Origin of the sequence: Lysinibacillus sp. FSL M8-0337 (assembly GCF_038593855.1) — a bacterium.
Classification (GTDB): domain Bacteria; phylum Bacillota; class Bacilli; order Bacillales_A; family Planococcaceae; genus Lysinibacillus; species Lysinibacillus sphaericus_D.
Genome location: NZ_CP151996.1, coordinates 1,280,229 through 1,296,388, shown reverse-complemented (window position 1 = coordinate 1,296,388; position 16,160 = coordinate 1,280,229). Strand labels below are relative to the sequence as shown.

General features: G+C 39.4%; 17 protein-coding genes. 3 read left to right on the top strand and 14 right to left on the bottom strand.

The window, feature by feature from the left end:
• Positions 1-36 precede the first annotated feature (36 nt).
• The 10 genes from MKY08_RS05855 to MKY08_RS05810 all read right to left on the bottom strand — a co-directional run bounded on the left by MKY08_RS05855 (position 37) and on the right by MKY08_RS05810 (position 8,899).
• The gene (locus MKY08_RS05855; RefSeq protein ID WP_069510916.1) at positions 37-1,479 is read right to left on the bottom strand and encodes a spore germination protein; all 1,443 of its coding nucleotides are present in this window, start codon (positions 1,477-1,479) and stop codon (positions 37-39) included.
• 15 nt (positions 1,480-1,494) lie between these two features.
• Positions 1,495-2,283, bottom strand: coding sequence for an RNA polymerase sporulation sigma factor SigF (gene sigF / locus MKY08_RS05850; protein WP_024361501.1), 789 nt, complete (start codon positions 2,281-2,283; stop codon positions 1,495-1,497).
• A gap of 10 nt (positions 2,284-2,293) precedes the next feature.
• The gene (gene spoIIAB, locus MKY08_RS05845) at positions 2,294-2,734 is read right to left on the bottom strand and encodes an anti-sigma F factor (RefSeq protein ID WP_024361502.1); all 441 of its coding nucleotides are present in this window, start codon (positions 2,732-2,734) and stop codon (positions 2,294-2,296) included.
• The gene (spoIIAA, locus tag MKY08_RS05840) at positions 2,727-3,080 is read right to left on the bottom strand and encodes an anti-sigma F factor antagonist (RefSeq protein ID WP_024361503.1); all 354 of its coding nucleotides are present in this window, start codon (positions 3,078-3,080) and stop codon (positions 2,727-2,729) included. Before spoIIAA ends, spoIIAB begins: the two co-directional genes overlap by 8 nt.
• Before the next feature lie 426 nt (positions 3,081-3,506).
• Positions 3,507-4,757: a thymidine phosphorylase gene (locus MKY08_RS05835; RefSeq protein WP_069510918.1), complete on the bottom strand. Its 1,251-nt coding sequence runs from the start codon at positions 4,755-4,757 to the stop codon at positions 3,507-3,509.
• 13 nt (positions 4,758-4,770) lie between these two features.
• On the bottom strand, positions 4,771-5,952 hold the full coding sequence (deoB, locus tag MKY08_RS05830; RefSeq protein ID WP_069510920.1) for a phosphopentomutase: 1,182 nt from the start codon (positions 5,950-5,952) through the stop codon (positions 4,771-4,773).
• 128 nt (positions 5,953-6,080) lie between these two features.
• Positions 6,081-6,983, bottom strand: coding sequence for a site-specific tyrosine recombinase XerD (xerD, locus tag MKY08_RS05825; RefSeq protein ID WP_069510922.1), 903 nt, complete (start codon positions 6,981-6,983; stop codon positions 6,081-6,083).
• A 203-nt stretch (positions 6,984-7,186) separates the two neighbouring features.
• A complete protein-coding gene (locus tag MKY08_RS05820; RefSeq protein ID WP_069510924.1) occupies positions 7,187-7,651 on the bottom strand; it encodes a Fur family transcriptional regulator in 465 nt (154 codons plus the stop codon).
• A 124-nt stretch (positions 7,652-7,775) separates the two neighbouring features.
• Positions 7,776-8,288 (bottom strand): hypothetical protein, encoded by a 513-nt coding sequence (locus MKY08_RS05815; RefSeq protein ID WP_069510926.1) that lies wholly within the window; start codon positions 8,286-8,288, stop codon positions 7,776-7,778.
• A gap of 65 nt (positions 8,289-8,353) precedes the next feature.
• Positions 8,354-8,899, bottom strand: coding sequence for an NUDIX hydrolase (locus MKY08_RS05810; RefSeq protein WP_069510928.1), 546 nt, complete (start codon positions 8,897-8,899; stop codon positions 8,354-8,356).
• 76 nt (positions 8,900-8,975) lie between these two features.
• On the opposite strand from MKY08_RS05810, the gene MKY08_RS05805 reads away from it, so the two are divergent.
• Positions 8,976-9,875: an aldo/keto reductase gene (locus tag MKY08_RS05805; RefSeq protein WP_069510930.1), complete on the top strand. Its 900-nt coding sequence runs from the start codon at positions 8,976-8,978 to the stop codon at positions 9,873-9,875.
• Entirely contained in the window at positions 9,872-10,336 is a 465-nt protein-coding gene (locus MKY08_RS05800) for a VanZ family protein (protein WP_069510932.1), read from the top strand. Before MKY08_RS05805 ends, MKY08_RS05800 begins: the two co-directional genes overlap by 4 nt.
• A 199-nt stretch (positions 10,337-10,535) precedes the next feature.
• Here MKY08_RS05800 and MKY08_RS05795 read toward each other — a convergent pair whose 3' ends face one another.
• Both MKY08_RS05795 and MKY08_RS05790 read right to left on the bottom strand, forming a co-directional pair.
• Entirely contained in the window at positions 10,536-10,802 is a 267-nt protein-coding gene (locus MKY08_RS05795) for a YqkE family protein (protein WP_069510934.1), read from the bottom strand.
• A 21-nt stretch (positions 10,803-10,823) separates the two neighbouring features.
• On the bottom strand, positions 10,824-12,008 hold the full coding sequence (locus tag MKY08_RS05790; protein ID WP_069510935.1) for an acetyl-CoA C-acetyltransferase: 1,185 nt from the start codon (positions 12,006-12,008) through the stop codon (positions 10,824-10,826).
• Between the two features lie 256 nt (positions 12,009-12,264).
• On the opposite strand from MKY08_RS05790, the gene MKY08_RS05785 reads away from it, so the two are divergent.
• A complete protein-coding gene (locus MKY08_RS05785; protein ID WP_069510936.1) occupies positions 12,265-13,239 on the top strand; it encodes an alpha/beta hydrolase in 975 nt (324 codons plus the stop codon).
• 43 nt (positions 13,240-13,282) lie between these two features.
• Here MKY08_RS05785 and MKY08_RS05780 read toward each other — a convergent pair whose 3' ends face one another.
• Together MKY08_RS05780 and MKY08_RS05775 are read right to left on the bottom strand one after the other, a co-directional pair.
• On the bottom strand, positions 13,283-13,753 hold the full coding sequence (locus MKY08_RS05780; protein ID WP_024361515.1) for an S-ribosylhomocysteine lyase: 471 nt from the start codon (positions 13,751-13,753) through the stop codon (positions 13,283-13,285).
• Positions 13,754-14,284: 531 nt separating this feature from the next.
• A complete protein-coding gene (locus MKY08_RS05775) occupies positions 14,285-15,739 on the bottom strand; it encodes a carbon starvation CstA family protein (RefSeq protein WP_069510938.1) in 1,455 nt (484 codons plus the stop codon).
• Between the last annotated feature and the right edge of the window lie 421 nt (positions 15,740-16,160).

Sequence of the window (16,160 nt, the reverse complement as noted above, 5' to 3'; positions counted from 1 at the left end):
AACTTTATCACATGAAAAAAGTGAGTGCAACGGCTCCTATGATCTTTTTCTCTGTTTGGAAGCGACTACATATGGTCTTAGCGCATCTGACGTCATAGGGAAGCGGATAATGACGCGAAGCATCGCAGTTGGGAAAAATGGAACGAGCGGCCATAAATAGGGTGCTTGTAACGGACGTAATGAACATAAATAGGTAAATAATAAAAACAATCCAATAAATAATCCATCTTCTCCCCAAATACCTGTCATAATAAGCAAAACAAATCGGAAGAGCTTAATGGAAATACCTAGCTCGTAAGATGGAATAATAAACGTAAAGATTGCTCCTACTGCTGTATATAACACAACTTCGGATGAGAATACACCAACATCAATGGCAATCTGCCCAATAATTACCCCGGCTACTAAACCCATCGCAGTAGACAATGGTGTCGGGGTATGGATGGCGGCCATCCTTAGAAATTCAATCCCAATATCGGCGATTAGAATTTGCAGTAATATCGGAATATGTGATTTATCCTGACTACCTAAAAAAGATAGCGAATCAGGTAGTAACGATTCATTCGTTACAAATAAATACCATAAAGGTAATAATAGTAACCCCATAATTGTTCCGAAATAGCGCATAAAACGCACAAAGGTCCCGACAGTAGGCGCTTGTCTGTATTCTTCAGCATGCTGCAATAAATGGAACATCGTAACTGGCACTAAAATAACAGAAGGTGAAGTATCCACCATAATCGCTACATGCCCCTCTAGTAAATGAGCAGCGACAATATCAGGACGTTCTGTATAGCGTACAAAAGGAACTGGGTGAAACTTTTGCTTAAACAGCCATTCCTCTAGTGATTTATCGGCCATTGTCAAACCATCATGATTAATTTGACTAAGACGCTGTCGCAATTTATCGAGCATTTCCTCATTTGCAATATCCTTCATATACGCAATTGCGACATCGGTTTGACCGATTTTGGATATTTTATGTAGCTCGAAGCGTAAATTACTGTTGCGAATGCGTCGACGAACTAAAGCTGTATTTTGTGAAATCCCCTCTGTAAAACCATCCCTAGAACCGCGTATTACCTTTTCATTATCCGGCTCTTCTGGTGAGCGCCCTGGATAACTCCGAAGCTCCGCAATATAGCAGTAACCACTTTTCGTAATAAAGGTTACTTGCCCACTTAAAATAGCGAGCAAATAGGCTTTACGTTCAGTTTCTTCAGAACGACCATGAAAGTTGAAATGCGCTTCAAAATATTCTCGCTCATCATCAATATCAATGTCTTCTTCAGGTAACATGTTGGATAGTAATTGCGTCAGGGCTTCCCCATCTACAAGTCCGCTAATATATGCACAAAGAACCGGCAAATCTTTGACAAATAAATGCTTAATACCTACGTCAAATGATTCGCCGTCTCCAAATTGCTCTTTAAGAAAATCTTCGGCTTCTTCTAAGCTGTTAAATAGTTTATTTGTCATGCTGTCACCATTTTCTTAGATGTCTTTTTCTACTCCGTGTTCTACCGTGGCACTGGTCGCCATCCAACTTTTCAACTGCGCTAAAATCTTTTTCTCTAAACGAGATACTTGTACTTGCGAAATACCAAGACGAGTGGCAATTTCAGTTTGTGTACAATCTGAAAAATAGCGTAAATAGATAATGGATTGTTCCCTCGGATCAAGTCTTGTCAGCACTTCTTTTAACGGAATATATTCAAAAGGTTGCTCTGATTTTTCATCCTTCATTTGGTCCATTAATGTAATGGAATCCCCTTCACTCTCATACAATTGCTCATGTAAGGAAGCTGGATCCCTTAACGCATCAGACGCTGTCACAATTTCCTCAGTCGTGACGCCAAGAACCTGTGCTAATTCTTGAATGGTCGGGGGATGCTCGTTATTTTTAATAAATTCATCCGTCGCATGGCGGATTTTAAAGTTGAGCTCGCGAATTGAACGGCTCACTTTTACCATGCCGTCATCCCTTAAAAAGCGCTGTATTTCACCGATAATCATCGGGACAGCATATGTGGAAAATTTCACATCGTACGCTAAATCAAACTTATCTACTGATTTCATAAGGCCAATACAGCCTATTTGAAATAAATCTTCGAGCTCCACGCCCCTTGTTGTAAAGCGTTGGACGATAGACCACACAAGCCTCGTATTCCCCTCAATCATTCGTTTACGAGCTTCATGATCGCCCTGTTGTGAACGCGCAATTAAATCACGCATTTCCTCCTGTGACAAAAGCTTATCGGACGACTGTTCTATCGGCTTCACGATAGCAACCTCACATTACCGCCGTGCGAACCGAATAAAATTTTTTCGTAAACGTTACAGTTGTACCTTCCTGCCACTTGGACATGACAGTCAACTGATCTGAAAAGCTGTCCATAATGGTAAAGCCCATACCAGAACGTTCCATTGCACTTTTCGTCGTAAACAAAGGCTCCATTGCTTGACTTACATCCGCAATACCAACCCCTTTATCCATCACAGACACCGTTACAATATCATCCTCACGCTTTGCGTGAACTGTAACGACACCTTTTCCATCTTCTTCATAACCGTGAATAATGGCATTGGAAACAGCCTCTGAGACAACTGTTTTAAATTCTGATAGCTCATCAATTGTTGGATCTAATTGTGCAATAAAGCCCGTTATCGCCACACGTGCTAAGGCTTCGTTTTCGCTAATTGCTAAAAAAGTTAATGTCATTTCGTTATCCATTTACAATCCCCCTAACTCGATCAATCGCTTCTTCCTCTGTTGCATCCATCATCCACGGACCTAAGCCTGAAAATTGAAATACTTTTCGCATCGTCGGCGATGGATTTAATAAAATTGTTCGTCCAGCAACTGCTTCTAACTCACGCATTCGACCAAGCACTAGGCCTACACCTGAACTATCCATAAACGATAGTCGCTCAAAATTCCAAATGATGGTCGTTACAGCCCCCTGAAAAATTGCTGTAGAAATTTTAGCCCGAATTTGCTCTACTGCATGATGATCGAGCTCCCCAAATAAACGTATAACTACTGTCTCCCTTGTTACCATTTCTAATTGAAAATGCATGAACATCGCCTCCTCCTCGTGCAATTCCACATTCCATATAACAAATCCTTGCTGTTGACAGAACTAGTGCAAAGTCTCTTGAAATAGTGTCAAATCGACATTCTTATTGCTTTTAGGTTAAGTGCAGTATGGGATAAATCAAAAGGTTTTAAACGTCGTCTACATTTTTTGTCAGTGTGTCATTGTAGAAAGCTAATTTATGTAGGTATTCAATACGAGTAGAACGAAAAAAAGTGTTAGATTGACTGCCATCAATCTAACACTTTTTCGCTGCGCCGTTGTTGTCCGCTTCGGCGGTGCTTTCCGCTCAGCACAGTAAGCCGCAACCCTCGCTAACGCGCAGGTTTGCCGCGTCTTACGGTGTGTGCGTTATAGCAGCATCACCGCCTGTGCTACCATAAACTAGCGTTTTCTGTTAATTTATACTTATGCCATTGAAAAGGCTTGCTGTACTTTAGTGATTGTTTCTTCGTTAATTTCACTGTTTGAATACAGATAGGCAATGGTTTCATCCGCACTGACGCGGTCACCTTTTTTCGCGACTAGCTGGATGCCTGCATCATAATCAAGCGAAGATTCCTTCGTTAAGCGACCAGCGCCAAGACTAACGCTTGCTTCACCAATCATCAATGCATTAATCGACGCGACAACACCCTCTGACGCTGCTTTTACAGCCACCTTATGTGTTGTGTCATTTTGCACAATATCCGCTAAATCGCCGCCTTGGGCTACGATAAATTCCTCAAACTTCGCTGCTGCTGAGCCATTTTCCAACACTTTTTTGACAGCTGCTACCGCTGTTGTTTCATCTACTCCAGCCGCAATCTGATACATTAGAGAAGAAATAATAATGCACTCTTCTAATAAGTCTGCGTGCGTCTCTTCTAAGCGACCTTTTAGCAAGGCATACGCCTCTACTACCTCAAGTTTATTACCGATCATTTTTCCTAAAGGATTATCCATATCGCTAATATGAGCGACAACTTTACGGCCTAATTTTTCACCAATTGCTGTCATCGCTTCAGCTAATTTCTTCGCTTCTTCTTCCGTTTTCATAAAGGCACCCGAGCCACATTTCACATCGAGCACAATGCCATCTGCACCACTTGCAATTTTTTTACTCATAATTGAAGCAGCAATTAACGGAATAGAGTCGACAGTACCTGTCACATCTCGCAATGCATAAAGTTTTTTGTCGGCAGGTACAAGATTGCCTGTCTGACCAGCAACCGCAATTTTATGTTTATTGACATTATCAATGAATTCTTGTGACGATAATTCTGTTTTAAAGCCACGGATTGATTCTAATTTATCGATTGTGCCACCTGTAATACCTAAGCCTTTACCACTAAACTTCGCCACTGGAATGCCTAGAGAAGCAATGATTGGTGTAACGATTAACGTGACTTTATCACCGACACCGCCTGTAGAATGTTTATCAATTTTAAAACCTTCAATTGAAGTTAAATCAATTACATCACCTGATTCAATCATTGCCTTCGTTAAATAAAACGTTTCTTCATCTGTCATTCCAAGTAAGCGAATAGCCATTAGCAATGAACTCGCCTGATAATCCGGAATAGCACCTGTTGTATAGCCTTCAACAAAGTATTGGATTTCAGCTTGTGTCAGTTCTTTGCCTTGTTTTTTCTTTTCAAAAAGCTGCACCATATTCATAGACAATTCCTCCTTATTTTAAATCATTTAAGAAACTCTTACCGAATGGTGGTGCTTCTACTTTGAAGTTTTCAGCGACAGTTGCTGCAATATCTGCAAAAGTCTCACGAAGAGCAAGCTCGCTTCCACCTTTAAAACGTGGTGAATAGACAATTAGCGGTACGTATTCACGTGTATGGTCTGTGCCAGGGAATGTCGGATCATTACCGTGGTCTGCTGTAATCATCAGTAAATCATCTTCTGTCATTGCCTGTAAAATTTCAGGAAGACGCGCATCGAATTCTTGTAATGCGTTACCGTAACCAAGCGGATCACGACGATGCCCAAAATTGGCATCAAAGTCTACTAAATTTAAGAAGCTAATCCCATGGAAATCTTGTTTTGCAACTTTAGCGAATTGATCCATACCGTCCATATTATTTTTTGTACGAACTGCTTCAGTAACCCCTTCACCATTGAAAATATCAGAAATTTTACCAATAGCAATTACATCAAAACCAGCATCTTTTAAAGCATTCATCGTTGTACGTCCAAAAGGCTTTAACGCATAGTCATGACGATTTGGCGTGCGTGTAAAGTTACCTGGTGTACCGATAAATGGACGTGCAATCACGCGTCCTACTAAGTATTCAGGCTGTAATGTCAGCTCACGTGCAATCTCACAAATTTTATAAAGTTCGTCCAGCGGAATGATGTCTTCATGCGCAGCAATTTGTAACACAGGGTCAGCCGATGTATAGACAATAATAGCCCCTGTCTCCATATGTTCCTGTCCAAAGTCTTCAATCACCTGTGTACCACTTGCAGGCTTATTACACAGTACTTTGCGTCCTGTACGTTGTTCAAGCTCGGCAATCAGTTCAGCAGGGAAACCTTCAGGATACACTTTAAATGGCTTATCAATATTAAGACCCATTATTTCCCAATGCCCTGTCATTGTATCTTTACCGACAGATGCCTCTTGCATTTTACCGTAGTATGCTTGCGGTGTATTTGTTGCTTGTAGTCCTTGAAGTGGTTCGATATTCGCTAAGCCAAAAGACTCCATAACGGGCATTGTAAGCCCATTCATTTTTTCAGCGATGTGACCTAAAGTATGTGCGCCTGCATCTCCGAATTTAGCTGCGTCTGGTGCTTCACCAATCCCAACTGAATCCATTACAACGACATGGATTTTTTTAAATGCTTTATTCATAATTATTGCCTCCTAATCTCACGATTCCATTTTACCAAAAACAAGCGAAAGGATAAAGGTCAGACATCCGACTAAGTAATATATTTTCCTTAAACAAGAAAAAAGCACTATCTGTCACTTGTTTTTTATTAGGCACGCGGATGGTACTGCTTGTAAACTTCTGAAAGTCTCGTTTTACTAATATGCGTATAAATTTGAGTTGTGGAAATATCTGCATGCCCTAGCATCTCCTGCACTGCACGTAAATCAGCTCCATTTTCCACTAAATGAGTAGCGAAGGAATGACGTAACGTATGTGGTGTCAGTTCATGTTGGATGCCCGCCTTTAATGCGTGCTCCTTCATTAATTTCCAACAACCTTGCCTTGTTAAACGTTTCCCTCGTTGATTAATAAAAAAGGCATCGGTTTTTGGGTATTTCCCTTGTAATGTACCTCGTGCACCATCTAAATAAACACCCAATGCAGAAAGGGCACTTTTACCAAGCGGAATAATACGCTCCTTGCCTCCCTTTCCAAATACACGTACAAAGCCCATCGTTAAATGGATATCAGCCAAATCGAGTGCAATCAGCTCACTTATACGCATGCCAGAGCCATATAAAAGCTCTAGCATTGCTACATCTCGAACACCTTGTGGCTTGCTGCGATTCGGTACTGCTAGCAATGCTTCGATTTCTTCAATCGATAGAATATTTGGTAGTTTTTGTTCAATCGTTGGCATTTCTAAATGCACCGTAGGATCAGTTTCTGTGCGCTTTTCTCGAAGTAAAAATTGGTGGAAACTACGTATGGATGAGATATGGCGTGCAACAGTACGGCTCGTCTTTCCTTGCATGCGCAGTTGCTCTAAATGGCGCAAAATCGTTGTACGTTCAATATTGCGAAAATCAGCCATTCCCTCAGCTTCTTGCAAAAAATGGACATAGTTTTCTAAGTCTCGGCGATAGGATGCTAATGTATTAACGGATAATTGCCGCTCTACCTGGATAAAATGGATATAATCCTCTATTGCATATTGAAATTCATTCATCACAACGCCCCCTCACTGTCAATTATTCTCTATTTTAGCACGCCTATAAAAAAAGTGCGAAAAGGCTACACTTTAGCTTAAAGGTAATTTGCTTACAGGCTTATCCTCCCTTTACTAGAATAATAGAGCATCCCATTAAGCATAAAAAAACAAAAAACTGCCTGATGCAATCTATACGCAAGATTTCATCAGACAGTTTCTCGTTATTGTTCTTCATTCGTTTCGTCGTTTTTATCATGACAACGCCAGCAAATACCGTGGAAAGTTAGTCGGTGATCTTTTATAATAAAGTTCCAACGTTTCTCAACAACGGCTTCCACATCTTCAAGTAAATCTTCTTGAATTTCATCTACCGCACCGCACTCGATACAAACGAGATGGTGATGGAAATGCGCAGCTCCTTCTTGGCGTAAATCGTAGCGTGATACGCCATCTCCAAAGTTGATTTTGTCGACGATTTTAAGCTCTGTTAGTAATTCTAACGTTCTATAAACAGTAGCCAGACCTATTTCTGGTGCCTTATCTTTTACTAAAAGATAGACATCCTCTGCACTTAAGTGGTCCTCTTCATGCTCTAGCAAAACAGCAACTGTTGCTTCTCGCTGCGGCGTCAGCTTATAACTAGCACTATGCAACTGTTTTTTTATACGATCAATTCGGCTTTCCATGTGACGCCCCCCTAAACTTATTTCATTATACCAAAGGAGTAAATCCTATTACAAGATAGTGAATAGATTTCAAATAAGCTTTTAATGTTTTTAGCTGTTGCTTCATTTGAACGTATTTTATGCATTATTTGAGTACATACGATATAACGATAAACTCAGCAACTATTATGATGAAAAAAGCGATAAAATTCAACAAAATTGTCCGTCCATTCGTCTTTTTCCCGATTTTTCGCTTCGACCAAGCAGGTACTAGTAAATTACATAGGACTAGCAACAATATACAATAGATAAGCTGAAATGGAAACCACCAAATCGTATATAGCCAAAATGCTTCAAGTTTTTGTAGTAAAAATACAGAGCTAAAGCCAAAAAACGTTGCGCGTATTGCCACTGTAACACGTACTAAAACTTTTAAAACACTATGCGTTGCAAGTAACAGTACAATACCGACTGAAGCGACTACAGGTAACACTAAACGAACAATAGATTGCCTGTCCACATCTGCTAAACGAGGTTCTATAAACAAAATAAAAGGCTCTGCATTCGCCCCTCCAATAATATGAAAGCAGATGACGCCACAAACGAAGCTCACTGCAACAATTGATGCGTGATAAAATATAGAAACCGTACGAGACATAAGCATGCTCCTTTTCTATCAAGGTTTGTACAGCTTATGCTCGTCCGCTTCTATTATGCTAAACTTTATTTTTCTTGTTGCAATGCCAACCACAGCACAGCAAACGCTGTTTTCGCATCATATATGCGCCCGTCAGCAACCATTGCTTGTGCCTCTTCCAACGAAACTTCTAGTAATTCGACAAATTCATCTTCGTCTAGTTCTGCACTATGTTCAATGTGATATAAATCTGTCGCCACAAATAGATGTATGATTTCATCCGCAAAACCTGGTGAAGTGGCAAAAGCTTGTAAATACTTGAATTGATGTGCTCCATAGCCTGTCTCTTCTTCCAATTCACGACGTGCTGTATGAATCGGCTCCTCACCGCTTTCAAGTTTACCTGCCGGAATTTCTACAATGGAACGTTCCAGCGCTTTACGATATTGCTCCACCATTACGAGCTTGCCTTCGTTGGTAATGGCAATGATTGCTACCGCTCCTGGGTGTTTAATAATTTCACGCTTAGCAGACTTCCCATTTGGTAATGTGACATCATCAACCTGTAAGTGTACGATTTTACCTTTATAGATAGGTGTCGTCTGCGTCGTTATTTCTTCAAACTTTTTCATTGCCCATAACCTCGCTTGTTCTTCAGATATGTTCATTGTACCATTACAAGTAGAGAAATCGAAGGAGGGCATTCGCATGAAAAAAAGACAACTCGGCACAAGTCATTTATTTATTTCAGAGATTGGTTTAGGAGGTATGTCTCTTTCGACAGATAAACAAAAGGCAACAGCCATACTTGATATGGCGCTAGATGCGGGCATTAACTACATTGATACAGCTGATTTATATGATTTAGGTGCCAATGAAGAAATTATCAGTACAGTTTTGGGTAAACGTCGACAAGACCTGATTATCGCAACGAAAGTAGGGAATCGTTGGACAGAAGGTGTGGACGGCTGGCAGTGGGATGCCTCCCCTACCTATATTAAAGAGGCTGTGTATAAAAGCCTAAAAAGACTCGGTACAGATTACATTGATGTCTATCAACTACATGGTGGCACAATAGACGATGACTGGGACGGCATTATCGACACGTTTGACGACTTAAAAAAAGACGGTGTCATTCGAGAATATGGTATATCCTCGATTCGACCAAATGTACTGAAACGTTTTTTACCTGCAAGCTCGGCAAAAAGTGTCATGATGCAATATAGTGCGTTAGATCGTCGCCCAGAAGAATGGCTAGATTTTATAGCTAGTGAAGATGCTTCGGTCGTAACACGCGGCACCGTCGCAAAAGGATTATTAACAAATAACTGGAAAGAACGTTTGCAACGGGTCAATGGTTATCAAACATACACTATAGATGAATTAACAACAACATTAACAGACTTAGCCAAACACTATGAAGATTTACATGCATTAGGGCTAGCCTTTAATTTGAAGGAACCAACTATAGCTTCTACAGTGATTGGTGCTAGTTCGAAGGAGCAACTCGCCCAAACACTAACTGCCTATGAAAAAATAAATGCAATCTCTAATTTTGATAAAGCGAACGCTCTGACTAAAGCAGACCAATACGTTGATCACCGATGAAAAGATGGTTCGTTTTACTTTTATTTTTAATTATTCTCGCAATTTCCTCTAGCATGACTTATGAACAACAGTCGATTATTCCTGAACTAGAGGAACTATTAGCGCATAAGCCTTTTGAAAATCAACTGTCCCTTTTAAAAATTCCCTATTGGGATACAGTCGTTTCTATAGAAGAGAGAGGCTACTTTAAATTTGTAGAATTTTTAATTCGAAAATTCACGCATTTTGTAGGATTTGGCTGCATTGCACTGGGGATATATTTTGCATGGGGGAAACGGCGATTCGCCGCAAGCGTAGCCATTGCCATTACGGCTGTCATTGCCATGCTAGATGAATTTCGTCAAAGCTTTACACCTGGACGTACCATGAGCGGGCAAGATGTCCTAGTAGATACAGCAGGCGCTATTGTATTGATTAGTATCGCCGTAGTCGTAAAGAAACTACGGTCGCTTAGAAAATAAAATTTGTTTCTATCAACGATTTCCTAAGGGATAGTGGCGATTTAGAGCATTATTGTGGTGATTCTCACGGGATTTGTGGCGATTTACAGTTTTTTTGTGGCGATTCTCACGTAGATAGTGGCGATTCAAATTATTCTATATCAACATCAACGAAAAAACAGTGAATCTCATTCCTAGAGATTCACTATTTCTATCAAACTTAAAATTTCGAGCCTTTGTCACCGTATTCGTTCAATAATTCTTCGAACGTTTTGTTTTTCTCACGTTGCTTGCGCTCAAAAGCTAACTGTGCTTGACGCTCTTCCTCTACTGCTTGCTCTTTCGCTGACAAATCTTGTTTCGCAGCTTTTAACTTTGCTAACACATCGCCAGCAAGCTGATCTGCTAATGTAACAGCCTCCTGCTTTGGTAAACTAGCAGAAATACCATCGTCAACACGTTGCTGTTGTTTTCGTTTTTTTCCCATACTTTCACCTTCTTACTAACTTTAAGGGCGTTGAACAACTGTTGCTACGCCTTGTCCCCCACCGATGCATAATGTAGCAAGGCCCGTTTTTGCATCACGTTTTTCCATCTCATGTAACAGTGTCACTAAAATTCGTGCCCCACTTGCTCCAATTGGATGACCAAGGGCAATTGCTCCCCCATTTACATTTAGTTTATCATGATTAAAGCCTAGTTCGCGATCGACAGCAATCGATTGTGCTGCAAATGCTTCATTTGCTTCAATTAAATCTATATCTTCTAACGAAACATCCGCCTTCGCTAATGCTTTCTTCACCGCTGTGACTGGCCCAGTTCCCATAATGGATGGATCTACACCTGCGCTCGCATTAGCTGAAATAAGTGCCATTGGCTGAATACCTAACTCGACAGCCTTCGCTTTTGACATAACAACCACCGCTGCTGCTCCATCGTTAATGCCTGAAGCGTTCGCTGCAGTTACAGAGCCGTCCTTTTTAAATGCTGGACGCAGCTTTGCTAATGATTCCGCCGTAACCCCTGCACGTGGAAATTCATCTTGATTAAAAATAATCGAATCGCCTTTACGTTGTGGTATTTCCACAGCCACAATTTCATTATTAAATTTCCCCGCTGCAATCGCCGCTTCTGCACGCTGCTGTGAACGCGCGGCAAAAGCATCTTGCTCCTCACGAGAAATTTCATACGCATCACATAAATTTTCGGCAGTAATCCCCATATGATAGTCATTAAATGCACACCATAAACCATCATGAATCATCGTATCTACAACTTTTTGATCGCCCATGCGGAAGCCTTCACGTGCATTTTTTAATACATAAGGCGCTTGGCTCATATTTTCGAATCCGCCTGCCACGATGATATCTGCATCGCCAGCAACAATTGCTTGTGTTGCTAAATGCACTGCTTTTAAACCTGAGCCACATACTTTATTAATTGTTAAAGCGGGCACTGTGTTCGGTAATCCCGCAGCAATCGATGCTTGTCGAGCAGGATTTTGTCCAAGACCTGCCGATAAAACATTCCCCATAATGACTTCATCGACTTGCTCACCTGCTACACCAGCACGTGCTAATGCTTCTTTAATAACGATACTTCCAAGAGTTGTTGCTGGTACATCTTTTAATGTTCCTTGGAATGAACCGAGTGCCGTACGCACGGCACTAACAATCACTACCTCATTTGTCATAACCATTCTCCCCTTTTCCCCGTTCAAAAATCAACACTGCATGCATATGCTACTAGCAGATATGTATATTTTAACAAATGTTTAGACGATTTTCGATAACAGAAATAATCGCAGTTTTTCAAAAGTTGTTGTAAAATGTTGTCGTGTTTTAAACAAACGTAGTTGGGAACATTACAAATAAGAAATGTGCATTGGCTTACAATCATTAAGTACAATGCCTAGACATGAAAAGAAATAGGGTGTGGAGGTGTAGAAGATGAAAAAGAAAATGCTTTTATTTTCAGGTATTACAACGACGCTTGCTGCAGCAGCAACGGGGCTGTTCGGCTTTGCGCTTTCCAATAAATTAATGTACATTCAAAAAAAAGATCCTGAATTTATTCGTGAACGTGAGACAACTGCCAAACGGTTTGACGAAGCTTGGTACAATAAAAATTTTAAATGTGAATTAAATATTGACTCTCCCAATGGTTATTCCATTCACGGCATTATGTTTCAACCATTACAAACAAACAATACAATGATTATTTGTCACGGTGTTACAGAAAATAAAATTAACTCGGTCAAATATGCTCGTCTTTTTGAACGGTTAGGATATAATTCTGTTATTTTTGACCATCGAAGACATGGCGATTCCGGTGGCAAAACGACTAGCTATGGCTATTATGAAAAAAATGATTTAGATGCTGTTGTAAAAACGGTGAAAGCGATGATTGGTGAAAATGCCTTGCTCGGCATCCATGGGGAGTCAATGGGTGCTGCAACCATGCTGTTGTACGCAGGAACGGTTGAAGATGGCGCTGATTTTTATATTGCAGATTGTGCCTTTTCGGATTTCTCAATGCTGCTTAAGCAAATCGCGAAGACCGAATTTAAATATGGCTCCATTATCCCGATTCGTTTCGCAGATTTCTTTATCCGGTTACGCGACGGTTATTCATTTAAGAGTGTAACGCCCTCTGAAGCTGTGACCCATATTGAAAAACCGATTCTCTTTATTCACAGTATTCCTGATACATTTATACCTGCTTCAATGTCACTCGATTTATACAATAAAAAAAATGGACCTAAGAAATTGAAGCTTTTTGAAAAAGGGGCGCATGCTCAATCCTTTAATGAAAATATGGCTGAATATGAAGATCTCATACATGACTTTTTAGAAAGTTTTATTTATGAAAAAATCAATCATGATGCTTCATCATCCAATGTGATTCCTTTTCACTTTCGATAAGTGAAAAAACCTTGCAAGCTTTGACAACTTGCAAGGTTTTTTATTATTCTGCAAAAACAATATGCCATTCGTCTCGCTTCGCTAAAAATTCTTTTGCCAGCGCCTGTGCACCTTCAAGACTATGACTTGCCGCCCAGCCACATTGCACTTCGTTGCATGCTGGAACAGCCGTTGCTTTCGTTACATCTGTAAAAGTTTTTTCTAAAATCGTCAGCAATTCATCATAATCATTATGATTAATCAACGATACATAAAACCCTGTTTGACAACCCATTGGACTAAAGTCAACGATGTGATCTGAATAATTGCGGATAATATCTGCCGATAAATGCTCCAAAGAATGGAGTGCTGGCATTTCCATATGCTCTTTGTTAGGCTGTTTTAAGCGAATGTCGTACTTATAAACTTCATCGCCATTTTTCCCTACTTTTACACCCGCTAAACGAACATAAGGGGCTTTCACTTTCGTATGATCTAAATCAAAACTCTCGACATTTGTTTTTTCGCGTTCCATTGCTAACAGCTCCTTTTCTGACAATACTAACTATTATACCTAGTTTTCTATGAAATGTGTAAATTTTTGAAATAGAATGATAATTTGGGTGCTAATATACTAAAAAAGAAGACAAAACGCCCATTTCGTTTTGTCTTCCCTCTGAAAAATATTTTTGCTGGTGTGTTGCGGCTTCTACAATGGAAATTCAAATTCTTGAACACGGCTCGGTATGTTTAAAAGCAATGTAATCACAACACTCATTGAGATTAGTATTAACACTGGCTTCCATTGTAATTTAAAATCATTCTTTTTGAGTAATAACATTTGATTAATAAAGTGAAAGAACGAAACAAACAGCAACACAACAACAAACTGTAAGAAAAAATTCATTGTTGTCATCATCCTTTACATGTTCACGGTTCACGGTTCTCGCTAATGTTTAAGTAATATTTTTATTATCAGTTACTTTGGTTTGTACAGCACTTATGAAGATATTTGAAATGCCCTTTTTTCTAACTTCACTTTACTAAAATCATATCGTAATTAATACTACTTAACATGTTGATAGCTTGTCACATCTTCATCTAACAAGAAGTTTGTGCCACGTTTTTTCAAAGCTGTCCCAAAGAATATGGCTGTCATGATAAATCCGGCTATAATCCCAGCTGCATTCGAAAATGCAACATCCTGTCCGAATCCCATAGTTGGTTCATAAATAATATAGCTGAATACCATACTTGTCATAAATGAAGCTGGGATTGTTGCAATCCAATGGTTTTTACGGTCCAAAAATAAATACATTGCCGCTACCCATAAGGCAATTACTGCTGTTACACCGTTTGCCCATGAGAAATAACGCCATAAAATATTAAAGTCTATTTTCGTTAACACATATGACATGACGAATAATGGGATTGCAACCCATAAACGACTAACTAATTTTGCTTGAGCAAATTTGAAATAATCAGCGATAATCATACGAGCTGCACGAAACGCTGTATCACCTGATGTAATAGGTAGCACGATTACTCCTAAAACTGCTAAAGTTCCACCAATTGAACCGAGCATCAGAATAGATGCCTCGCTTACTACAGCAGCCGGCCCACCTGCTGCCATCATCTCATTTAAACCACCATATCCTCCAAATAGGCTCATTGCAGCAGCCGCCCAAATCATCGCAATAATGCCTTCAGTAATCATCATCCCATAGAAAATTTTACGTCCTTCTTTTTCTCTTTTAGTTGTACGAGAAATGATTGGCGTTTGTGTTGCATGGAAACCTGATAATGCCCCACATGTAATTGTAAAGAATATTAATGGAAATATCGGTAATTTAGCAGGATGCATATTCTCAAATGTTAGCTCTGGAATTGGTGAACCTTTTACGATCATACTAATACCAATTCCAATTGCTGAAATCACAAGTAGCGCTCCTAGATAAGGATAGAATCGACCGATAATTTTATCAACTGGAAGTAAAGTTGCTAAAATATAATAGATAAAAATTAACGCTACAATCATACTTATCGCAACTTTGCCATCCATTAAATTATTTATTAGCATTGCAGGTGATGTAACAAACACAGTACCAACTAGCAGGAGCAATAAAAGTGCAAAAATATTTACTACATGTTTCATTGCTTTTCCTAAAAACTTCGCTGCAAGCTCAGGTAAATGGGCTCCTTTATTACGAATAGAGATCATGCCTGTCAAATAATCATGAACAGCCCCGGCAAATATACAGCCAACTACAATCCATACAAATGCAACAGGGCCATATAAAGCACCTACAATAGGACCAAACACAGGCCCAGTACCCGCAATATTTAGGAGCTGAATTAATGAATTTTTAGGTGTAGACATTGGTACATAGTCTACACCGTCTGCATTTACATAAGCTGGTGTAGGGCGCTCATCTTTAGGAATAAATACCCTTTCAACAAATTTCCCATAAGTAAAATAACCTACAATTAAAATCACTATACAAGTTATAAAAGTTATCATAAAAATTCCTCCTTATATAACATTTTTAGTATTTTAATAAAAACTATTTTTCTATAAAATCATCAAATATACCGATGAGCTACAACAATCGCTTAATTATTATAGTAATATATAATTTAACTAAAACAAAATCCCTCCTTTTTTATTACTATTTAATATGACTTGAAATACAAAAATATTTCTAAATCAAATGCTAATAGAACATCCCCATAGTTCTTTCGTTTCTAAATGGGGAAATCGATTTCCTGAATATCACCATTATCACCTATATTTAAAAGGATGGTGATAACAACGCTAAGTGAGACTAGTATCAACATAGACTTCCACTGTATTTTAAACTCGTACTTTTTCATCAAAAGCAATTGATTGATATAATGAAAGAACAAAACAAATAGCAACACAACAATAAATTGAAATAAAT